Origin of the sequence: Streptomyces sp. Y2F8-2 (genome assembly GCF_014905555.1) — a bacterium.
In the GTDB taxonomy this organism is placed as follows: Bacteria; Actinomycetota; Actinomycetes; order Streptomycetales; family Streptomycetaceae; genus Streptomyces; species Streptomyces cynarae.
The window spans coordinates 173,667-195,088 of record NZ_BNGS01000009.1; the positions used below are offsets into that span (position 1 = coordinate 173,667).

19 protein-coding genes are annotated in these 21,422 nt (G+C 70.5%); 12 read left to right on the plus strand and 7 right to left on the minus strand.

Going from position 1 to position 21,422, the window contains the following annotated elements; all coding sequences use genetic code 11:
- Window positions 1-9: 9 nt before the first annotated feature.
- Complete coding sequence (locus tag SY2F82_RS39175; RefSeq protein WP_236041841.1) at window positions 10-348, minus strand: GNAT family N-acetyltransferase; 339 nt, start codon at window positions 346-348, stop codon at window positions 10-12.
- A 21-nt stretch (window positions 349-369) separates the two neighbouring features.
- Window positions 370-1,359, minus strand: a complete 990-nt coding sequence (locus SY2F82_RS28245; RefSeq protein WP_236041842.1) for a pirin family protein — start codon at window positions 1,357-1,359, stop codon at window positions 370-372.
- Window positions 1,360-1,482: 123 nt separating this feature from the next.
- Between SY2F82_RS28245 and SY2F82_RS28250 the strand changes: the two genes are divergently transcribed.
- The 6 genes from SY2F82_RS28250 to SY2F82_RS28275 all read left to right on the plus strand — a co-directional run bounded on the left by SY2F82_RS28250 (window position 1,483) and on the right by SY2F82_RS28275 (window position 7,311).
- Window positions 1,483-1,962, plus strand: coding sequence for a carboxymuconolactone decarboxylase family protein (locus SY2F82_RS28250; protein ID WP_200421970.1), 480 nt, complete (start codon window positions 1,483-1,485; stop codon window positions 1,960-1,962).
- 257 nt (window positions 1,963-2,219) lie between these two features.
- Entirely contained in the window at window positions 2,220-3,398 is a 1,179-nt protein-coding gene (locus SY2F82_RS28255) for an MFS transporter (RefSeq protein WP_200422154.1), read from the plus strand.
- 204 nt (window positions 3,399-3,602) lie between these two features.
- Window positions 3,603-4,046: an SsgA family sporulation/cell division regulator gene (locus SY2F82_RS28260; protein WP_200421971.1), complete on the plus strand. Its 444-nt coding sequence runs from the start codon at window positions 3,603-3,605 to the stop codon at window positions 4,044-4,046.
- 138 nt (window positions 4,047-4,184) lie between these two features.
- Window positions 4,185-4,760, plus strand: a complete 576-nt coding sequence (locus SY2F82_RS28265) for a Dps family protein (protein ID WP_200421972.1) — start codon at window positions 4,185-4,187, stop codon at window positions 4,758-4,760.
- 177 nt (window positions 4,761-4,937) lie between these two features.
- Complete coding sequence (locus tag SY2F82_RS28270) at window positions 4,938-6,194, plus strand: low temperature requirement protein A (protein ID WP_200421973.1); 1,257 nt, start codon at window positions 4,938-4,940, stop codon at window positions 6,192-6,194.
- Between the two features lie 124 nt (window positions 6,195-6,318).
- Window positions 6,319-7,311 (plus strand): NADPH:quinone reductase, encoded by a 993-nt coding sequence (locus SY2F82_RS28275; RefSeq protein WP_200421974.1) that lies wholly within the window; start codon window positions 6,319-6,321, stop codon window positions 7,309-7,311.
- 11 nt (window positions 7,312-7,322) lie between these two features.
- On the opposite strand, the gene SY2F82_RS28280 is transcribed toward SY2F82_RS28275, so the two are convergent.
- Window positions 7,323-7,841, minus strand: a complete 519-nt coding sequence (locus tag SY2F82_RS28280; protein WP_200421975.1) for a YceI family protein — start codon at window positions 7,839-7,841, stop codon at window positions 7,323-7,325.
- 145 nt (window positions 7,842-7,986) lie between these two features.
- Between SY2F82_RS28280 and SY2F82_RS28285 the strand changes: the two genes are divergently transcribed.
- The 6 genes from SY2F82_RS28285 to sbnA all read left to right on the plus strand — a co-directional run bounded on the left by SY2F82_RS28285 (window position 7,987) and on the right by sbnA (window position 18,209).
- Window positions 7,987-8,499: a MarR family winged helix-turn-helix transcriptional regulator gene (locus SY2F82_RS28285; RefSeq protein WP_200421976.1), complete on the plus strand. Its 513-nt coding sequence runs from the start codon at window positions 7,987-7,989 to the stop codon at window positions 8,497-8,499.
- 590 nt (window positions 8,500-9,089) lie between these two features.
- Window positions 9,090-11,702, plus strand: coding sequence for a Pls/PosA family non-ribosomal peptide synthetase (locus SY2F82_RS28290; RefSeq protein ID WP_200421977.1), 2,613 nt, complete (start codon window positions 9,090-9,092; stop codon window positions 11,700-11,702).
- A gap of 22 nt (window positions 11,703-11,724) precedes the next feature.
- Window positions 11,725-14,988, plus strand: coding sequence for an amino acid adenylation domain-containing protein (locus SY2F82_RS28295; RefSeq protein ID WP_200421978.1), 3,264 nt, complete (start codon window positions 11,725-11,727; stop codon window positions 14,986-14,988).
- An 89-nt stretch (window positions 14,989-15,077) separates the two neighbouring features.
- Window positions 15,078-16,082 carry a TauD/TfdA family dioxygenase gene (locus SY2F82_RS28300; RefSeq protein WP_200421979.1) on the plus strand — a complete coding sequence of 335 codons (1,005 nt, stop codon included), beginning with the start codon at window positions 15,078-15,080 and terminating at the stop codon, window positions 16,080-16,082.
- A complete protein-coding gene (gene sbnB, locus SY2F82_RS28305; protein ID WP_200421980.1) occupies window positions 16,079-17,146 on the plus strand; it encodes a 2,3-diaminopropionate biosynthesis protein SbnB in 1,068 nt (355 codons plus the stop codon). Before SY2F82_RS28300 ends, sbnB begins: the two co-directional genes overlap by 4 nt.
- Window positions 17,147-17,180: 34 nt before the next feature.
- The gene (gene sbnA / locus SY2F82_RS28310) at window positions 17,181-18,209 is read left to right on the plus strand and encodes a 2,3-diaminopropionate biosynthesis protein SbnA (RefSeq protein ID WP_200421981.1); all 1,029 of its coding nucleotides are present in this window, start codon (window positions 17,181-17,183) and stop codon (window positions 18,207-18,209) included.
- A gap of 113 nt (window positions 18,210-18,322) precedes the next feature.
- Here sbnA and SY2F82_RS28315 read toward each other — a convergent pair whose 3' ends face one another.
- The 4 genes from SY2F82_RS28315 to SY2F82_RS28330 all read right to left on the minus strand — a co-directional run bounded on the left by SY2F82_RS28315 (window position 18,323) and on the right by SY2F82_RS28330 (window position 21,416).
- Window positions 18,323-19,075 (minus strand): metallophosphoesterase, encoded by a 753-nt coding sequence (locus SY2F82_RS28315; RefSeq protein ID WP_200421982.1) that lies wholly within the window; start codon window positions 19,073-19,075, stop codon window positions 18,323-18,325.
- Window positions 19,072-19,362: a BON domain-containing protein gene (locus SY2F82_RS28320; RefSeq protein WP_200421983.1), complete on the minus strand. Its 291-nt coding sequence runs from the start codon at window positions 19,360-19,362 to the stop codon at window positions 19,072-19,074. The genes SY2F82_RS28315 and SY2F82_RS28320 overlap by 4 nt, the downstream gene beginning before the upstream one ends.
- Window positions 19,359-20,036, minus strand: coding sequence for a nucleotidyltransferase family protein (locus SY2F82_RS28325; protein WP_200421984.1), 678 nt, complete (start codon window positions 20,034-20,036; stop codon window positions 19,359-19,361). The genes SY2F82_RS28320 and SY2F82_RS28325 overlap by 4 nt, the downstream gene beginning before the upstream one ends.
- A gap of 141 nt (window positions 20,037-20,177) precedes the next feature.
- Window positions 20,178-21,416 (minus strand): PP2C family protein-serine/threonine phosphatase, encoded by a 1,239-nt coding sequence (locus SY2F82_RS28330; RefSeq protein WP_200421985.1) that lies wholly within the window; start codon window positions 21,414-21,416, stop codon window positions 20,178-20,180.
- Window positions 21,417-21,422: the final 6 nt, after the last annotated feature.

The following is a 21,422-nucleotide window of genomic DNA, read 5'->3' on the forward strand; positions in this document are numbered from 1 at the left end:
CGTGGCGGGTCAGCCCAGTTCGGTCTCCAGCCACCGCAGGACGTCGGGCGTCACCGGGTCGACGAGGTCGGCGAACTCCTCGTGCCGCTTGAGGAACTTCGCCACGTACGGGCAGACGGGCACGATCCGCTTACCGGATTCCCGTACGTCGGTGAGCGCCTCCTGGACGAGCCGGGAGGCCAGGCCCTGTCCCGCGAAGGCGTCGTCGATCTCGGTGTGGTAGAAGACGCGCTGCGCGTCGCGGTCACGGTAGGCGGTCAGCCCGGCGCGCTTGCCGTCGACGAGTATTTCGTAGCGATTCCTGGCGTCCACACGCTCGACGACCGGATTGGCGGAAGGCTGGCTCATGGGGTGCCTTTCGGATTGGCGTCAGTGACGCGGCGGATTCCTGCGCGGAGTGATGGTGGCATTCGGCAGGACAGGGGCCGGAAGACGGTCTCCCGGATATCCTTCGACGGCGCCGAAGCGATCGGAAGAGTTCTGCCAGTCCTCGCGGGCCCTGACGATATCCTCGTGGCTCCGCCCGATGAAATTCCACCACATGACGATCTCCTCCTCGAAGGGAGTTCCGCCGAGCAGCACCGTCCGTGCGATGCCGTCCGACTCGTTCGTCAGCGTCAGCGTGTCGATGCCCGGGTGCGCATAGCCCAACTCCGCGCGGTGCAGCAGGACATCCGCGAGGCGGACGTCGCCCTGGTCGACGAGGAGGCCGTGCTCGAAGCCGGGGTCCACGGCGAGCGTGACGGTCGCGTGGGGCTCGAGGACGATCTCGGCGCCGAGCAGGGGGCTGAAGGTCCGCACCGGCGAGGTGGCCCCGGCGAGGGAGCCCAGGAACACCCTGATCCCGGCCCCGTCGATCCGTACGGGCTCCGGCACGTGGTGCTGGAAGTCCCGTGCGGTGTCGCGGTGTTCGTCCGGCAGCGCCACCCAGAGCTGGACGCCGTGCAGGACCGTGGTCCGAGGGGTGGAGACCTCCGAGTGGCTGATGCCGTACCCGCCCGTCATGAGGTTCAGCTCGCCCGGCCGTACGAACGCGTGGCTGCCCAGGCTGTCCCGGTGCTCGATCTCGCCGCTGAACAGCCAGCTCACCGTCTGCAGCCCGGTGTGAGGATGCGGGGCGACGTCCATGCCGCCCGTCTCGGAGACGTCGTCGGGCCCGTAGTGGTCCGCGAAGCACCAGGCCCCGATCAGGGTCCGGGCACGCTGCGGCAGGGTGCGCCGCACGGTCATCGCCCGCGGGCCGCCCAGAGGCACATCGCGCGAGGTCAGTACGTCGACCCGTGGCGTCGTGGCCGAACGCTCGCCGTCCACCGATGCGCCGCACCGCAGCTCCACCGGTTTCGTCTCGACATTGCTCACCGTGGACCGCCTTCCAGCCGCCTAATTTGTTCTATATTCAACTACCACGCCCGATGATAGGCGACGGCACCGCGCACACCAACAGATGAGGGAGCCCACGGCGGCCCCCGAAGGAGTCCCAGGTTGAGCACCCACACGACCGGGTCCGCGATCCAGCGGATCTTCATCGACAAGCAGAGCCCCGCCGCCTATCAGGCGCTGGTGCGGACCTCCGAAGCCGTGCGGGCGGTCGCCGCCGAGGCGGGGCTCGACCGGACGCTCGTGGAACTGGTCAATCTGCGCGTGTCGCAGATCAACGGCTGCGCGTACTGCCTCAACGTACACACGAACGCCGCCCTGCGCGCGGGTGAGACCCCACAACGCCTCGGCGTGCTGGCGGCCTGGCGGGACACCGAACTGTTCACACCCGACGAACGCGCGGCGCTCGCGCTCGCCGAGGCGACCACGAACCCCGCCGACACCACCAGGCAGGAGGCCGCGTACGGCACCGCCCGGGAGGTCCTCACCGACGACCAGATCTCCGCCGTGATCTGGGTGGCGGTCACCATCAACGCCTTCAACCGGGTCTCGGTCATGAGCGGGCATCCGGTACGGAACCGCTAGGCCGGTCGACGGGCCTCGCGGGCGGTCATCTGCTAACGAGATGACCGCCATTCCGAACCATCACGACGGATGGGGAAGCAAACGACGCGGCCGAGCGCTGACGCCCCCGTGAGAGCACCGAGGAAGCTGCTCGATCACCGCCAGGCGTCCTTCCGAGCCGGTCCCGCCGGCTCCCCGTCCCGAAGAAGGTCCCCGTGTCCCAGTCCTCCGGTGTCCGGACTCCGTCCAAGGTCACCAGCGCCGCACCCGCGCACGGTGTGCCGGGCTGGCTGATCGCGTTGCTGGCCGTCGCCTCCGGCATGACGGTCGCCAACCTGTACTACGCGCAGCCGCTGCTGTCGTCCCTGCGGGACGTCTTCCACATCAGCACGGCCACCGCGGGCACACTGATCACGCTCACCCAGGTCGGCTATGTGATCGGCATGGTCTTCCTGGTGCCGCTCGGCGACCGGCTGGAGAAGCGCGGCCTGATCACCGTCCTCCTGACGGTCACCACCCTCGCCCTGGTGGCGGCCGGCCTGGCGACCGGGTTCCCGATGCTGCTGGCCGCCTCTCTGATCAGCGGTGCCACGTCCGTGGTCGCCCAGATCCTGGTCCCGTTCGCGGCGAGCCTCGCCCCGGACCACGCCCGGGGCCGGATCGTGGGCCGGGTGATGAGCGGTCTGCTCACCGGCATCCTGCTCTCCCGCACCCTGAGCAGCCTGGTCTCCGACGTCGCCGGCTGGCGCGTCGTCTACCTGGGCTCCGCCGTCCTGATGGCCCTCCTGGCCGTCGCCCTGCGGGCCGCGCTGCCCAAGCACGCCCCCACCACGACCGTCCCGTACCACCACGTGCTGCGCTCCACCGCCGCACTGGTGCGCAGGCATCCCGCGCTGCTGCGCCGCGGCCTGTACCAGGCGGCGATGTTCGGCGCCTTCAGCGCCTTCTGGACCACCGTCTCCTACGTCCTGACCGGCCCCCGCTTCCACTACTCCCCCGTCGGCGTCGGCATCTTCGCCCTCGTCGGAGCCGCCGGTGCGGCCATCGCCCCGCTGGCCGGGCACTGGGCCGACCACGGGCTGACCCGGCGCATGACCGGCGCCGCGTTCGCCGCCGCCGCGCTGGCCTTCGCGCTCGCCGGCTTCGGCGGGCACAGCGTCGTGCTGATCGCCCTGGCCGCGATCCTCCTCGACATGGCCGTCCAGACCACGCTGATCCTCGGCCAGCACACCGTCTACCAACTGGACGCCGGCGCCCGGGCCCGCCTCAACTCGGCCTTCATCGCCACCTTCTTCCTCGGGGGCGCCCTCGGCTCCCAGCTCGGCTCGATCGCCTACCGCGCCGGCGGCTGGGGCGCGGTCAGCGTCCTCGGTGCGGCCCTGCCGGTCCTGGCACTCCTCTACTGGACCACCGAACACCGCCGCGCCCGGCGGACCCCCGACCGCGGCGCCGAGTGACGGGCGCCGCACGGTCCGAGCCGAAGTGCCGCACGGGGTTCTCCGTCGGACCACACCCCGTGCGCTCCTCGGCAAGAGGCTCTCCCGGGCCTGCCCTACGGTGATCGGCACCATCCACGTCAGATCCCGCGCTGACGAACCGTCCACCGTCAGATCCCGCGCTGACGAACGCAACCGCACGCACAGTCGTAGACAGGGGGCGCCATGAGACACCCTCTCCCCGGTACCGAGGACGAGAGGTCGGTCGTCCACAGGACCGAGATGATCGTCTCCGTGGCCGACGAACCGCCGATACCGCTCCCTGCCGAGCTCCGCTACGACATGAGCGACCCGTATGCCGTGCGCCTGTCCCTGGGCGCACCCGGCGTCCCCTCCGTCGACTGGGTGTTCGCCCGCTCGCTCCTCGCGGACGGTGTTCGCCGGTCCGCGGGGATCGGGGAGGTGGTGGTGATCCCGCCGCACCGGTGCCACCCGGACACGCTCCGCATCCTGCTCAGGACGCGGACCGGGGCGGCGGTCCTGGAGGCCGGGATCCGGGCGGTCACGGCCTTTCTGCGACGCGCCGACACGATGGTGCCGCCGGGTACCGAGCACCGTCACATCGACCTCGACGGCGTCGTCGCCAGGCTCACGGCCGGCAGCGAGTGACACCCCGGCGCCCCTGGCCCCACCAGGGACTCGGTGCGCTCAGCGGCACCTCATCGTGCGCTCCCGGGCAACCCGTCCCCCGTTCCCCCGCCTAACGTCGGCCACGTATTCACGGCACCGCATCGCAGGAGGCACGTCATGACCACCGGTTCCCATCCCACGAGCAGCCAGCCGTGGCTGCATCAGAAGGGCGAGGTCATCCAGGAGTTCGGGACCGTCAAGCAATTCCCCGTCGCGCTGTCCCACGACGCGCGCATGTACTCCTGCCAGCGCCTGAACAAGACACTGGCCGACACGCAGATCCTCTACAGCCTCTACAAGAAGCACCACTGGCTCCTGCGCGGCGCGACCTTCTACCAGCTGCACCTGCTCCTGGACAAGCACGCGGAGCAACAGCTGGAACTCGTCGACACGATCGCCGAGCGGGTCCAGACCCTGGGCGGCGTCGCGGTGGGCGACCCCCGGCACGTCGCGGAGATCACCTCCATTCCGCGTCCGCCGGACGGCGTCGAGGAGGTCCCTGCCATGCTCTCCCGGCTGCTGGAGGCCCACGAGGCCATCCTCGCGGACGCGCATGACGCGGCCGCCCGCACCGCCGAGCTGGGCGACGACGGCACCAACGACCTGCTGGTCTCGCAGGTGATCCGCACCGGCGAGCTACAGGCCTGGTTCCTGGCCGAGCACCTGGTCGACACCCCCCTGGTCCGCTCCTGAACGGAACGCACCGCCCACACCGCACCGCCCACACCGCACCGCACCGCACCGCACCGCACCGGGCGCGCGGTATCCGGCCGCGTCGCGTGGGGCCCACGCCGGGCGCCGACCCGACGACGAGCGACGAACGACGAACGACGAGCGACGAGCGACGAGCGACGAGCGACGAGGAGAACGATGAACAGCCGGGGAAGCCGCTCCGGGAGCCCCGCGCTGAGCCGCATCCCCGGTTCCCGTCCCCACAGGCCGATGCGGTGGGGGCGGGGGCCGGGCACCGGCATGCCGGGGCGGGACCCGGGTGAGCCGCACCGGACCGCCACGTCCCTGGAGCTCCTGTTCGACCTCTGCTTCGTCATCGCGGTGGCCCAGGCGTCCCACAGCCTGAACACGGCGGTGACCGCCGGGGACTACACCGGCGGGTGCCTGCGCTTCGCCCTGGTCTTCTTCACGATCTGGTGGGCGTGGATGAACTTCACGTGGTTCGCCTCCGCCTACGACCCGGACGACGTCCCCTACCGGTTGACGGTGCTCGTCCAGATCACCGGGTCCCTCGTTCTCGCCGCCGGCGTGCCCCGGGCGTTCGCGGACGGCGATCTGCGCGTCATCACACTGGGATACGTGGTGCTGCGTGTGACGCTGGCCGCTCTGTGGCTGCGGGCGGCCCGATCGGATCGGTGCCGGCGGCGGACCGCTCTGCGGTTCGCGACAGGGGTGACGGCCTGCCAGGTCGGCTGGGTGGGGCTGCTGTTCGTTCCGGCACCGGCGCGGCTGCCCGGCATCATCGTGATGATCGTCGCGGAGGTCTCCGTCCCGGTGTGGGCGCAGTCCGCCGGTATGACGCCGTGGCACCCGCATCACATCGCCGAGCGCTACGAACTGTTCACCCTCATCGTGCTCGGTGAGTCCGTCGCGGCCGCCACCACGGCGGTACGGGACGCGTTCGACCGCCACCACGGCGCGTGGGCGCTGTACGCCCTGGCGGCGGGCGGTCTGCTCATGGTCTTCGCCATGTGGTGGCTGTACTTCGCCCGCCCGGCGCACACGCTGCTCGCCACCACGCACCAGGCCCACCGCAGAAGGTTCATCTGGGCGTACGGCCACTACCTGATCTTCGCCTCGGCGACCGCCTCGGGAGCCGGGCTGGCGGCGTACGCCCAGTTGGTGACGCGGCGCACCGATGTCTCCGACCCGGCGGCGGGCGCGGCCGTCGCCGTCCCGGCGGCGGTCTTCCTGATCACGGTGTGGGCCGTCCATGTCCGGCCGCACCGACGCGGTGGGCTCGAACGGCTTCTGTTCCCCGCTTGCGCGGTCGCGGTCCTGGCGGCCGCCTGCTCCCCGGCACCGGCGCTCGTCGCCGGACTGCTGCTGGCCGCTCTCGTCGCCGTGGTCACGGTGACCGACCGCTCCGGAGGAGCGGCCCGGGTGGAGGGATGACGCGGCCTGTGCCCGGCGATGTGCCGGCTCTTCACCGTGCCGGTGCCGGGTCACTTCGGGTTTCGGCCGCCCCGGCTGGCGCGGTGCGCGGGCGTGCCCTGCGGGAGTTGCCAGAATCCGGGCCATGTTCGCTGCTTACATCGAAGAGTTCGGCGGCCCGGAGGCGATCCGCTGCGGCCATCTGCCCGCACCTCGGCCCGGACCGACCGATGTCCTGGTGAACGTCGAGGTGACCGCCGTGAACCAGGTCGACACGTTCGTCCGCTCCGGCGCCTGGCGGACCCCGGTCCCCTGGCCGTTCGTCGTAGGCCGCGATCTGGTGGGTACGGTGACCGAGACCTCGCCGGGAGCCCCCGGGTTCACCGTCGGCGACCGGGTGTGGTGCAACAGCATGGGGCACGCGGGGCGCTCCGGCGCCGCGGCCGAGCAGGTCGTGGTGCCGGCGGACCGGCTCTACCACCTGCCCGCGGGCGTCGATCCCGGCACCGCCGTGGCGGTGGCGCATCCGGCGGCCACCGCCCATCTGGCGCTGTTCACCCACGGGCGGCTGCGCGCCGGGGAGACCGTGGTCGTGCTGGGCGGTGGGGGGAACGTCGGCAGCGCCCTGACGTTGATGGCCGCCCGGGCGGGTGCCCGCGTCGTCGCCACCGCGAGCGCCCGTGACGCCGGGCGCGTGCGTGCGCTGGGCGCGGCGGAGGTCGTCGACCACCACGAAGCCGACGTTCTCCCGCGTCTGCGGCAGGCGTGTCCCGGGGGCGCGGACCTGTTCCTCGACACGTCGGCGGCCAACGACCTGGACACCGCCGTGGATCTGCTCGCCCGGCGCGGGCGGATCGTCGTGTTCTCCGGGATGAGGACCCGGCCGCCGTTGCCCACCGGAGCGCTCTACCTCAAGGACGGTTCGGTCACCGGGTTCACGATCTCCCATGCGACGTCCGCCGAACTCGCCGAGGCCGCGGCCGGAGTCGGCCGGCTGCTCGCCGACGGCTCACTGCGTCCGCCGGCCGTCGTCACCATGCCTCTGGAGGAGGCGGCGACAGCCCACCGCCTGCTGGAGTCGGGAGACGTGCGCGGGAAGATCGTCCTGCGCGTCACGTCGGAGGGCGCAGCCCGGTAGCCCGTCTGTCCTCACGCGGATGTGCGCTGGAAGCGCAGGGTGGCGTCGACGGTGGTCAGGCCACGCATCATGCCCATCTGGTTCCAGGTCAGACCGAACTGAGCGCGGTCCACGGTGAACTCGGCGGTGAGGGTGACCGCGTCGGGTCCGGCCTGGGTGACGGTGGCGGTGACGGTCTGCGGCCGGGTGATGCCGCGTACGGTCAGCCGACCGTGGACGGTGACGGTGTCCTCGCCACGCCGGGTGGCGTCAAGGACCTCGAAGACGATGGCGGGGAACTGGTCCGCGGCGAAGAAGTCGTCGGAACGCAGGTGCGCGTCGCGCTTGGCGTGCTTGGTGTCCAGGGAGGCGGCGTCCAGGCTGACGGTGCCCGTGGCGGTGCCGTCCGGGCGCACCTCTCCTTGGCCGGTGACCGAGGTGAAGGTGCCCTTGACGGTGACCATGCCCCACATGGTCCTGTGCTTCAGGGCGACGGTGGAGGCGGCGGAGTCGAGCGCGAAGAGGCCGGTTTCGACGGCAGCGGTGGTCATGGGGATCTCCTGACAGCGGAGGGTGGCCGGGAGGGACGGCCACCATCTCATCCAAATTTGAACAGCACCGTAGCAGGTGATTCGAATTTGGACCATCGCTCGGTGGCGAGATCGTTCAGATTTGGAACACTGTTATCCTGGTGCCATGGCCGATCACTCCGCTCCCGCCGCCTCGTCCGCCGACGCGTCGACGGACGGCAGCGGCCTGCTGCCGGACGAGCTGCGCACCTACATGCGGGTCGTGGCCGCCACCGGAGCGATCGAGCAGCAGCTGCGCGCGCACGTCAAGAAGACCCTCGGTGTCTCGCACGACGAGTTCCTGGTGCTGTGCCTGCTCGCGGACCAGCCGGGCACCACGCTGCGCATGACGCGGATCGCCGAACTCCTCGGCCGTCCGAAGACACGGCTGACCTACCAGGTCGGCTGCCTGCACCACATGGGCCTCGTCACCCGTGAGTCGGTCTGCGGCGACCGGCGCGGTATCGCGCTCACCCTCACGGACAAGGGCCGGCGGCTGCTCGCGGAGAACACCCCCGCCCTCGCCCAGGTCCTGGTGAGCCTGATCGGCCCGGCCCAGTGCGCGGCCCTGACCGGCTTGCTCGCCCAGGCGTCCCACCCCGCCGACGAAGGCGGACACGCGCAGGACCCCGCCACCTAGCGCTTGGCCGTTCAGGCACCCCCGAGGGCCCGAGGGCGGGCGGTGGAGGCGCGGACGACGAGTTCGACCGGTGGATCACTCGCGGGCGCCGGCTCCGCGTCCGGTTCTGCGACACACCCGCGAGACGTGCCACGTCCACACTGCGCGGCGCTGCAGGGCCCGCACCCCGCCCTCCCACTCGCGTCATGGTGTCTCCGATTTCTCCGGCAGCGTGATCCTACCCGTCGGCCGTATGACGACGCTGTCATGATTGCGCAATTACCTGCACGCGCCCGGATCGGAGGGGTCACTCGGCGCCGTTGCCACGCCCCGCCAGGGTGAACACCCATACGGGTGACTTGTCACTCACCCCACCGGGGTACGGGACAAGGAACACTGCCCTGTTCAGCGCCACTGTCGTTTCATCGCGATCGAATACGAGTGGCAACTTGAGTATGTCCGACACAAACTGAAGCGCGTGGAGCCGTGATCAGATAAGAGTGCGCGACACCGTGGCTTCCGGATTGCTCGATCCGGGCACTGCCGAGCACGGAAGGCACCGGACCGGTCACCTGTGGCCGGTGGTTGTCGGATTTCCTCAAGGAGCTTGAATGGTAGACAAGTCTGCCGAGGCGCTCGTCCTCGGTCAGGACGAACCCGCGATCGCCCGGCGCGGCGGCGCCGACCCGGCGAGGGACACCGAGAGGAAATTCGCCGAAGTTCTGGCCGAAGTCGTCGACGTCGACGTCGAAAGCGTATCGTTCGACAGTCATTTTTTCGAGGATCTCGGTGCCAATTCATTGGTGATGGCACAATTCTGCGCACGGGTCAGGAAGCGCCCGGACCTTCCGTCCGTCTCGATGAAGGACATCTACCGCAACCCCACGGTCCGCTCTCTGGCGGCGGCCCTCGCGGACGCCGCACCGGCTCCCTCCGACTCCCCCACGCCGGCGACACCACCGGCACGGACGCCGGCTCCGGCTCCGGCTCCGGCTCCGGCTCCGGGGAGTACGCCGCGTTACGTCCTGTGCGGCGCAGTCCAGTTGCTGTTCTTCCTGGGCTACTCCTTGGTCACCGGACTCGTCGCGGCCGAGGGCTACGACTGGGTCTCCGACGGTTCGGGCGTGGCCGACGTCTATCTCCGCTCGGTCGTCTTCGGCGGCCTCGGCTTCCTGACCCTGTGCGCGTTCCCGATCGTCGCCAAATGGGTTCTCATCGGTCGCTGGAAACCCCGTGAGTTCCCCGTCTGGAGCCTGACCTACCTGCGCTTCTGGATCGTCAAGGCGCTGCTCCACACCAATCCGATGATCCTCTTCGTCGGGAATCCGCTGTACGTCGTGTACCTGCGGGCGCTCGGCGCACGGATCGGCAAGGGCGTCACGATCCTTTCCCGGTCCGTGCCGGTCTGCACCGACCTGCTCACGATCGGCGCCGGATCCGTGATCCGCAAGGACGCCTTTCTCCTCTGCTACCGGGCGCACGCCGGACGCATCCAGACCGGCCGCATCACGCTCGGCCGGGACGTGTACATCGGCTCGAAGACCGTGCTCGACATCGACACGTCGATGGGCGACGGAGCCCAGCTCGGCCACGCGTCCGCCCTGTACCGCGGGCAGACCGTCCCGGCGGGCGAGCGCCATCACGGGTCACCGGCCCAGCGCACGGACATCGACCACGTCAGGGTCGCGCCGGCCAGGTGCGGCACGCCGCGCCGGGCCTGGTTCGCCGTCGTCAGCCTGCTCCAGCTGTTTCTGCTGTACATCCCGCTGGCGGTCGGCGGTCTGTACATGCTCTTCACCTGGATCCCCGTGCTCGACGACCGGCTGAACCCGGACGACGTCGGCATCCTGACGACGGAGTTCGCCGTCGACACGCTGCTGCTGTCACTGGGGCTGTTCTTCGGTTTCGTCGTGGTGGGTCTCGCCGCCGTGTTCACCGTGCCGCGTCTGCTGCACCTGGCCGTCAAGCCCGACAAGGTGTATCCGCTCTACGGCTTCCAGTACGCGGCGTTCCGGGCGGTCTCCGGTATGACGAACATCAAGTTCTTCGCTTGGCTGTTCGGTGACAGTTCCTACATCGTCCCTTACCTGCTCGGCCTCGGATACAACCTGTCCCGTGTCGAGCAGACCGGGTCGAACTTCGGCACCGAAGTACAGCACGAGACCCCGTACATGGCGACGGTCGGCAGCGGCACAATGGTGGCCGACGGGCTCTCCATCCTCAATGCGGACTTCTCCAGTACGTCCTTCCGGGTGTCCCGGGCATCGATCGGCGCACGCAACTTCCTCGGAAACAACATCGTGTATCCGGCGGGGGCGAGAACGGGCGACAACTGTCTGCTCGCCACGAAGGTCATGGTCCCGCTCGACGGAAAGGTCCGCGAAGGCGTCGGACTGCTCGGCTCCCCCTGTTTCGAGATTCCGCGGACGGTGGAGCGCGACACCCGGTTCGACCATCTCAGAACCGGGGAAGAGCTGCGTCGCCGACTGTCCGCCAAGAACCGCTACAACCTCCGCTCGATGGCGCTGTTCCTGTTCGTGCGCTGGCTGCACACCTTTGTGCTCACGGCGATCGCTCTCGCCTCCGTCGACCTGTACGGAGTGCTGGGTTACGTGGTGATCTCCGGTTATCTGGCACTCACGCTCGCATTCACCGCGCTCTATTGGATCCTGGTGGAGCGTTGCTTCACGTTGTTCCGTCCGCTCCGTCCCCAGTTGTGCTCCATCTACGACCCGGATTTCTGGTACCAGGAGCGCCTGTGGAAGGTGCCGTCCGCACACCTCAACGTCTTCAACGGAACCCCCTTCAAGAACGTGATCTGGCGACTGCTGGGGGTGCGCATCGGGCGCAGGGTCTTCGACGACGGCTTGTATGTGACGGACCGGATGCTCGCCGCCATCGGCGACGACTGCACGCTCAACGCCGGCTCCAAGATCCAGTGCCATTCGCAGGAGGACGGCACCTTCAAGTCCGACCACTCCGCGCTCGGTGCCGGCTGCACCCTCGGGGTCGGCGCCCATGTGCACTACGGCGTGACGGTGGGCGACGGCGCCGTCCTGGCTCCCGACTCCTTCCTCATGAAGGGCGAGGAAGTCCCCCCGAACGCCCTGTGGGGCGGGAACCCGGCCGTCGAGTTGTCCCCTGCGCCGGGCGACGGCAGCGGATCGACGACGGCGACAGGCACGCCCTCGGCGAACGGCGCCGCCGCCACGACGGCGAGTTGAGGAACTTCAGGAAGACCGATCGATGGGAGCGCTCGTGGAAGCGGACCGGGAGTACTGGCGCGGCGTGCTGACCGCCGGTGGTTTCACCGCGGTACCCCGCTGGGTGCGGGAGCCGGTGGCGGGTACGGCAGAGCAGGAGACGGTGCTGCCGGACGACATCGCCGCAGCGGTGCGCGGGCTGGCCGGCGTGCTGCGGGTGCCGGTGAGTTCCGTGCTGCTGGCGGCGCACGCCAAGGTGCTGGCCGCGCTGTCGGGTGAGCGCGAGGTGGTGACGGGCTATGCCGCCGGAGCGGCGGGCGGGCCGCTGCCGTGCCGTCTGACGGTCGCCCCCGGGTCGTGGCGCGAACTGGTGCTCGGCGCTCACCGTGTCGAAGCCGAGGTGCTGGCTCACGGGGACTTCCCGGTGGACGCGCTGCGCCGGGAGTTGGGGCTCTCCGAGCCGTCGTACGAGGTCGTGTTCGACCCCACGGGCGCCGGGCACGGGCCGGCCGACGACGCGGTGCTGGGCGTGGGCTTCAGTGACCGGGGCGGGCGGCCGGTGGTGCGGCTGCGGTACCGCACGGACGTCCTGGACGCCGAGTGCGCGACCCGGATCGGCGGCTACCACCTGACCGCGCTGCGGCTGATCGCGGCCGACCCGGACGCCGGACACGCGCGGCAGAGCCTGCTGTCGGCGGAGGAGATGCTGTACCAGCTCGAAGGACTGGCCGGACCGCACCGGGCCCTGCCCGACATCCGGGCGCACGAGCTGTTCGAGCAGCGGGTGCGGGCCCACCCGGAGGCGGTGGCCGCGGTGCACGGCGACCGCACGTGGACGTACGCGGAGCTGAACGCGCGCGCGAACCGGCTCGCACGGGCCCTTCTGGCTCGTGGACTCGGCCGGGAGGACGTCGTGGCGGTGGTCACGGAACGCGATCTCGACTGGCTGGCGTCGGTGTTGGCGGTGTTCAAGGCCGGAGGCGCCTACCTGCCCATCGAGCCGCACTTCCCGGCGGGCCGTATCGGGACGACGTTGTCGCGTGCCGGATGCCGGCTCGTGCTCACCGAATCCGGCAGCACCCACACCCTCGACCAGGCCCTCGCCACACTGCCGGGCGTCGAGAAGCTGCTGGTCGAGACGGCGTACGCGGAGGAGCACGCCGAGGACGACCTCGGCGTCAAGGTGAGCGCCGGCCAGCTCGCCTACATCTACTTCACCTCCGGCTCCACCGGCGAGCCCAAGGGGGCGATGTGCGAGCACGCGGGCATGCTCAACCACCTCCACGCCAAGATCGAGGACCTGGGAATCGGCCAGGGGCGGGTGGTGGCGCAGACGGCGCCGCAGTGCTTCGACATCTCGCTGTGGCAGTTGCTGTCCGCGCTGCTGGTCGGCGGGCGGACGTTGCTGGTCGAGCAGGACGTGGTCGTGGATGTGGAGCGGTTCGTCGACACCCTGGTCCGCGGCCGGGTCGGGGTGGTCCAGGTCGTGCCCTCCTATCTGGAGGTGGTGGTGTCGTATCTGGAGCGGCATCCCCGCGAGCTGCCGGACCTGACGTGTGTGTCGGTCACCGGTGAGGCCCTGAAACGGGAACTGGTGCAGCGCTGGTTCGCGATCCAGCCAGGCATCAGACTGCTCAACGCCTACGGGCTGACCGAGACCTCGGACGACACCAACCACGAGGTCCTTCACCGGGTGCCCGAACGGGTACTGCTCGGGCGTCCCGTCAGCAACGTGCGCGTCTACGTCGTCGACGAGCATCTGTCGCTGGTGCCGCTGGGCGCCCCCGGGGTGATCGCGTTCTCCGGGGTGTGCGTGGGGCGGGGATACGTCAACGATCCCGAGCGCACCCGCCAGGCGTACCTGCGGGATCCGTACCGGCCCGGCGAGCGCCTCTACCTCGGAGGCGACTGGGGGCGCTGGCATCCCGACGGCAAGCTGGAGTTCCTGGGCCGCCGGGACAACCAGGTCAAGATCCGCGGTTTCCGCATCGAGATCGGCGAGATCGAGAACACGCTGCTGCGGGTGCCCGGGGTGCGCGACGGAGCGGTGGTCACCGCCGAACTGGCCGGTGGCAGCACACACCTGATCGCCTTCCACACCGGCCGGCGCCTGGAGACGGAGGAGCTGCGCGAGGCGCTGGGCGCCGTCCTGCCCGCCTACATGGTCCCGACTGCCTTCCACTGGCAGGACAGCCTGCCGCTGACCGCCAACGGCAAGATCGACCGGAAGGCCCTGACCGCGCTCGCGGAACGGACCGAGCCGGCCGTGGACGCCGACCGGGCCGGGGAGGAGGACCGTGCCCCGCGCACCCCGACCGAGCGGAAGCTGGCGGCGACCTGGGCCGAGCTGCTGGGCGTCCCCGAGCACCGGATCGGCCGGCAGGACCACTTCTTCGACTCCGGCGGAACCTCCCTGTCGGCGGTCAAGCTCACCATCGCCCTGGACCGCGCGGTGTCCCTGAAGGACATCACCCGGCACCCGGTGCTCGCCGATCTCGCCGCCCTCCTCGACGGCACCGCCCTCCAGCGCACGGAGCTGCTGCAACCGCTGTCACAACCGGACGGTGTGCCGCAGTGTGCGCTGGTCTGCTTCCCGTACGCGGGCGGCAACGCGGTCAACTTCCGTCCGATGGCCGGTGCCCTGGCGGACGGCGGGCCCGCGGTGTACGCCGTCGAACTGCCCGGTCACGACCTGGCCGCCACCAGTGAGCCGTTCGCGCCGATCGCCCAGGTGGCCGAGCAGGTCGTCGCCGAGCTCACCGGGCGTGGCCTGACCAGGGTCATGCTGTGGGGCCACTCCTCGGGCACCGCGCCGGCGCTGGAGACGGCGAGGAGACTGCGGGAGCGCGGAGTGGACGTGCCACGGGTGTTCCTCGGCGCCCAGCTGCTCGGCACGGCGGCCGAGCGGCGCGCCGCCGTCACCGAGCTGACGCAGCGGAGCAACGTCGAGATCGCCGCCCGGTTGAGCGCGGACAGCGGCTACACCGAACTGGGTGAGCTGAGCGCACAGCACGCCGAGCACGTCGGCGCCGCCTACCGGCACGACTGCATCGCTGCGCACCACTACTTCGCCGACGCGCTGGAAGCCCCGCCCCCGGTGCGGCTGTCCGTGCCCGTCACCGTGGTCGTCGCCGCCGACGACCCGAACACGGCGGACCACCGCGACCGGTACCGCGACTGGCAGTTGCTGGCCGAACACGTGGAGCTGCTGGAACTGCCCGACGGCGGCCACTACTTCCCGCGCACCCGCCCGGACGCGGCGGCAGGTGCCGTTCTGGGCGCGACCGAACTTCTCTCCTCCTCATGAGTCCCTGTCGCTCCGTCAGCCCCACCTCCCCTGTCAGCCCCTGCCTCTCCATCAGCCTCCATGCGGGGCAACCGAAAGGAAGAACAGAGATGTCGTCATCGTCCCTGGCCTCACTGCCCGAAGTGGCACTGCAGCCGGGCAAACCGCCGATCCTGCGCATCGAGGCCCCCGGTGACGCAGTGAGCTGGGCGGCCGAGAACCGGGAAGCGCTGCGCGCACGGGTCGCCGAGCACGGCGCACTGCTCGTCCGCGGCCTGGGGCTGAAGGAGACGGAGCGGGTCGGCGCCGTCTTCACTGCGCTGGCCGGGGAGCTGATGACGGAGCGGGAGGCCTTCGCGCCCCGGCAGACCCACGGCCCCCGGCTGTACTCCTCCGCGACCTGGCCGGCCAACCAGCCGATGTGCATGCACCACGAGCTGAGCTACACCCTCCAGTGCCCCGGCCTGATGCTGTTCGCATGCCTGACCGCGCCCGATCAGGGCGGGGCGACCGCGGTGGCCGACGCGGAAGAGGTACTGCGGGCACTGCCCGCCGAGATCAGCGAGCGGTTCGAGCGTGAGGGCTGGCTGCTCACCCGCAGCTACAACGACGAGATCGGGGCGTCCCTGACCGAGTCGTTCGGCACCGACGACCGGGCCGCCATCGAGCGTTACTGCCGCGAGAACGCCATCGACACCGACTGGCTGCCCGACGGCTCGCTGCGCACCCGGCAGCGGCGCGCCGCCGTGGTGCGGCACCCGGTCACCGGACGGCGCTGCTGGTTCAACCAGATCGCCTTCCTCAACGAATGGACGCTCGCGCCGGAGGTGCGCGAGTACCTGGTGGACGAGTACGGGGAGGACGGGCTGCCGTTCAACACCCGCTTCGGAGACGGCAGTCCCATCGGAGAGGACATCGTCGATCTGCTCAACGCCACCTATGAGCAGCACACGCGTCGCGAGCCCTGGCAGGCGGGCGACGTGATGCTGGTCGACAACATCCGCACCGCCCACAGCAGGGAGGCCTACTCCGGGGACCGACAGGTGCTGGTCGCCATGGCCGAGCCCCGCCGCCTGGCCGACTGCTGCCCGAGCCCGGAGGTGACCCGGCGATGACCGTTCTGTCGTCCCCCGCCGCCCAGCCCACGCCCGACCACACGGCGACGCCCACCTTCGCGGTGATTCCCGGCGCGCAGGTGCGGCAGGCACTCGACGGGCGCGAACAGCAGGTCGTGGACCTGGTCGAGGCCACCTACCGGCTGCACGGCGCCGGGGACTCGGTCAATCCCCCGTCCTACTTCCTGCGCTTCCCCGACCGCCCCTCCTCCCGGATCATCGCGTTGCCGGCCTCCATCGGCGGGCCGAACCGTGTGGACGGCATGAAGTGGATCTCCAGCTTCCCGGCCAACGTCTCGTCCGGACTGCCCCGGGCCTCCGCGGTGCTCATCCTCAACGACCACGAGACCGGCTATCCGTTCGCCTGCCTGGAGAGTTCCATCATCAGCGCCACCAGGACCGCGGCGTCCGCGGCGCTGGCGGCCGACCGGCTCAGCCGCGGCCGGTCCCGCCCGAGGCGGGTCGGCTTCTTCGGCACCGGCCTGATCGCCCGCTACATCCACACCTTCCTGGCGGGCACCGGCTGGACCTTCGACTCGATCGGCCTGCACGACCTGGCCGCCGACAGCACGGCCGGCTTCCGCGGTTACCTGGAGCAGGCGGGCGCGACCGGCGAGGTCACGGTCCACGACAGCGCCGAGGCGCTGATCCGCTCCAGCGACCTGGTCGTCTTCGCCACCGTCGCCGGTAAGCCCCACGTCACCGACCCGGCCTGGTTCACGCACCACCCCCTCGTACTGCACGTGTCCCTGCGCGACCTCGCCCCCGAGGTCCTGCTCGCGTCCGCCAACGTCGTCGATGACGTCGAGCACTGTCTGAAAGCCGACACCTCCCCCCATCTGACCGAGCAGCTCACGGGCGGCCGCGACTTCCTCGACGGCACCCTCGACGACGTCATGACCGGACGGGTGACCCTGCCGGACGACCGGACGGTGATCTTCTCGCCGTTCGGACTCGGCGTCCTCGACCTCGCCGTCGGCAAGTACGTCTACGACGAAGTGGCGCGCTCCGGACACCTCCACCTCATCGACCACTTCTTCCACGATCTGCGCCGCTACGGCTGACGGCATCCCTCAGCCCTGGCATCAGGAGGCCACCGTGCCTGTCATCTCCGCTCCCCATGCCTTCAACGAGAGCCAGCTGTACGTCGACCTGCGGTCGATCTTCGGCCGCCCCCTCTATCTGAAGTGCGAGGGCTTCAACTTCGCCGGTTCGATCAAGTTGAAGGCCGCGACCGAGATGGTCGAAGCCGCCGAGAGAGACGGCCTCCTGACGCCGGATTCGATACTGGTCGAGTCCTCGTCGGGGAACCTGGGCGTGGCGCTCAGCATGATCGCCGCGAGCAAGGGCTACCGGTTTCTGTGTGTGACGGACTCGCGTTGCAACCTGTCGACCAGGCTGCTGATGGAGGCCCTGGGCAGCAAGGTGCACATCATCTCCGACCTGGACGCCAACGGCGGGTTCCTCGGCGCGCGGATCGAGTACGTCCGCGCGCTGTGCGACACCGACGACCGGTACGTGTGGCTCAGCCAGTACACCAACCCGGGCAACTGGCGCGCGCACTACCGCAAGACGGCTCCGGAGATCGCCTCCCAGTTCCCGCGCCTTGACGTGCTGTTCGTCGGGGCGGGCACGACCGGGACGCTGATGGGCTGCGCGCGCTACTTCCGCCAGTGGCACCGGCCGGTGCACATCGTCGCGGTGGACGCCGTCGGATCGGTGGCCTTCGGCGGTGAGCCGGGCCGCCGGATGATCCCGGGCCTCGGCATGAGCATGCGCCCGCCGCTGCTCGACGAGTCGTACGTCGACGAGGTGATCCGGGTCGAGGAGGCGGACACCATCCGTGCCTGCCACCGGCTGGCCCGGCGCGGGTTCCTCTTCGGCGGCTCCACCGGGACGGTGGTCAGCGGCGCCTTGGACTGGCTGTCCCGGCACGACACCCGGGACCTCACCGCGGTCGCCATCGCGCCGGACCTCGGCGAGCGCTATCTCGACACCATCTACCAGGCCAACTGGCTGCACGACCTGTATGGAGAACACATACTCGACTCCGAGGAGATGGCGACCGGTTCCCGCAAGAGACCGGAGACCATGACGCGGACGACGGGCCGCCGACCGAAGTCGTAGCACGGCACGGCAGCGGCGCCCGCCCCGGGCGGGACTGCCGGCGCCGTTGCCGGTCCGGGGGTGTCGTGCGGCCTGCCCCCGGACGGCGGGCAGAGAGGCCCCGGGGCCGGTGCTCAGTCGGCGGCGCCGGCGCCCACCGGTTCCCGCGTCCGCAGGTGGTAGACGCGGAAGGCCCGCCCGATGACCGGCTGGGCCACATTGCGCACCTTGACGCCGCCGGTGGTCATGCCGTGTTCCGTGCCGGCGTGCGCGTGCCCGTGCACCGCGAGGTCCGCGCCGGCCGTGTCGATCGCCTCGGCCAGCAGATAGGTCCCGAGGAACGGATAGATCTCCAGGGGTTCGCCGGCCAGGGTCTCCGGCACGGGTGAATAGTGGGTGAGGGCGATCCGGGCGTCGCAGCCCTGCCCGTCCAGCTCCTCCAGCGCCTTGCGCAGGGCGTCGGCCGAGCGGCGCGAGGTCCGCACGAACTCCTTCATCAGCGGCTCGCCGAACTCCCCGGCGCTGCGGCCGACGAATCCGCCGCAGAACCCCTTGGTGCCGGCCACGCCGACGCGCGAGCCCCCGGCCTCCACGACGGTTCCCTCTCCCTCGAGGACCCGCGCCCCGGCGTCCCGGAGGATGGCGGTGACCTCGTCCGGACGCTCGTCGTGGTGGTCGTGGTTGCCGAGCACCGCCACGACCGGGACCCCGAGGTCCTGGACCTCCCGGGCCACCACGCGGGCCTCCTCCGGCGTGCCGTGGCGGGTGAGGTCCCCGGCCAGCAGCAGCAGGTCCGCGCACTCGGGCAGGGACTCGAACGCCGGCCGCAGCACTCCCTGGCTGTCGGCTCCCATGTGGATGTCCCCGACGGCTGCCACACGGATCATGTGAGCTCCTCCGCATGGTCGGGGGACGAGGTGTCCGCGACCACGATGTCGTAGTGGACCGGGATGCCGGCCAGTTCCTCGCGGACCATACCGAGGATTTCGTCACGGCACTGGGCGGAGGCGACCGTGCCGGTCAGCAGCACCGCCTCGCCGCGCACCTCGACCCGGACCCCCAGCTCACCGGGGTGCCCCCCGGCCAGGTGCTCCAGGAGGTGGGCGACGCGGTACTCCGTGTTCAGAGCGGGTGCGGCACCGGGTGGTGCCTGCTCTCCGCCGTGCTGGGTCATGGTGCCTCCTTGCGCGGAGAGATGACGTTCAGGCGTTCGAGGAGGAAGAAGAAGGCGGCGGGCATGGGTTCGTCGCCGCAGTCCTGCCGCACCCGCTCCCAGTCGACCTTCTCGCGCAGCGCGCGGGCGACGGGCAGCACCGCGCCGAAGTCGCAGTGGTGCTCGGAGAAGGCGGCGATCAGACTCCACAGCAGGTCGGTGGGGGACAGCACGGGCATGCGCACCGAGGCGACGGAGAGCTCCTGTGCCCGGGAGAGCATGTCCGTGGTGACGGGCCGGTGCGCCAGCTCGAAGATGACGTCGATGTCCTGGTCGAAGCACTTGGCCTTGAGCAGCCAGTCCTCCGGCGGCCGGTAGACGGTCAGACCGGCTTCGCTCAGCGTGTCCGCCACCGCTTCGGCGTCCTCGGGCCGCACGCAGAAGTCGGCGTCGTGCTGCAGGTTCTGGCTGCCGCCGTGGGCGTAGACGGCCACGCTCCCGGCCAGCGCGAACGCGTGCCCCTTGCCCTTGAGCACGGCGCCGACCCGTTTGGTCGCCTCGAGGATCGCCTGGTGGCGGTCGTGCGGCAGTTGCCGCTCCCCCAGGCCGGACAGTTCGGAATTCGTCGTCGCCGGACGCAGTTCACGCACCTCCGATCGCCGGGCAGGGGTCGCGTGATCCCCGTGCTGTGTCATGACCACTCCATTGCCGTCCCGGGCAGTGCCCGGTGCCGTCGCTCCCGGGCAGCCCTTCCGTGCCCGTCTGAGTACCCGGTCCTTCCCTCTCGACACAGGGCCGTCCGCGCCGCCCTCCGCCAGGCTTTCGGGCGAAGGGGGTCACAGCCGGACGACGACCAGGGCGATGTCGTCGCGGGCTCCACCGGCCACGCCCAGCCGGGCCAGCAGGGCGTCGGCGAGGCGTTCCGGGCTGAGGGAGCACTGGCGACACAGGACGTCCTTCAGGCGGTTCAGGCCCGCTTCTATGCTCTGGTCGCGGCGTTCGATCAGCCCGTCGGTGTAGAGGATGAGCGTGTCGCCGGGGAAGTAGGTCTGGCCCGCCTGCGGCCGGGGCACATGCTGCAGCCGGGCGCCCAGCGGTGGGTCGGTGGCCCGGTCCAGCATCTCGCAGGAGCCGTCCTGATGGACCAGAACCGGTGGCGGGTGACCCGCGCTGCTGTAGATGAGCAGCTGGCTGCGGGGCTCCACCATCACCTTGACGGCGGTGGTGTTGAGCGCGCCCTCGACGGAGCGGGCGTACAGGCCCAGCACCTCCAGGGCCTGGGCGGGCCGCTCCAGGGCACGGGTGGCCGCGCTGAGCGCGCTGCGGAGCATGCCCATGACGGCGGCGGCCTCCAGGCCGTGGCCGACGACGTCGCCGACGGCCACCGCGAAGCGGTCGTCGGGCAGGTCGACCAGGTCGTACCAGTCGCCGCACACGTTGAGCGATCCGGTGGCGGGCAGGTAGCGCACGGCGACGTTCTCGTGGTGGGCGAGGTCGGGGGACTGGAGCATGGCCTCCTGAAGGGTGAGGGCCACCACGCGCTCCCGCCGGTGCGCCTGGCGCAGCTCCTCGCTCAGCCGCTGCAGCTCGCGCGCCCTCGCGTACAGCTCGGCCTCCAGCGCCTCGCGCTCGGTGAGCTTGGCCGTCATCCCCCAGTGACCCACGCCGTGGGTCTGGATGTACGCGGTCACGTCCTCCACCCGGTGGATGATCGCGCCCACGCTGCCGTCCGGCCGGAGGATCGGCGTGTTGATCGGGGACCACCACCGCTCCTCGAAGATCCCGGGGCGGCCCATGATCGGGATGTCGTACTTCTGCAGCGCCATGGTGTCGGGCTGTCTGGTGATCAGGACCCGGTGCAGCGAGGCGTTCAGGTTCCGCACCCCGTCGGCGCCGGGGTCGCTCGGGTTGTCGGGGAAGGCGTCGAAGACGTGCCGTCCGATCAGGTCCTCGCGGGTCCGCCGGGTCGCGTCCAGGTATGCCTGGTTGACCTCCACGATGACCAGGTCGGTTCCCAGCACCAGGTAGGGGCTCGGTGTGGCGGCGAACAGGGCCGCGTAGTCGATGTCCGGCATCGTCAC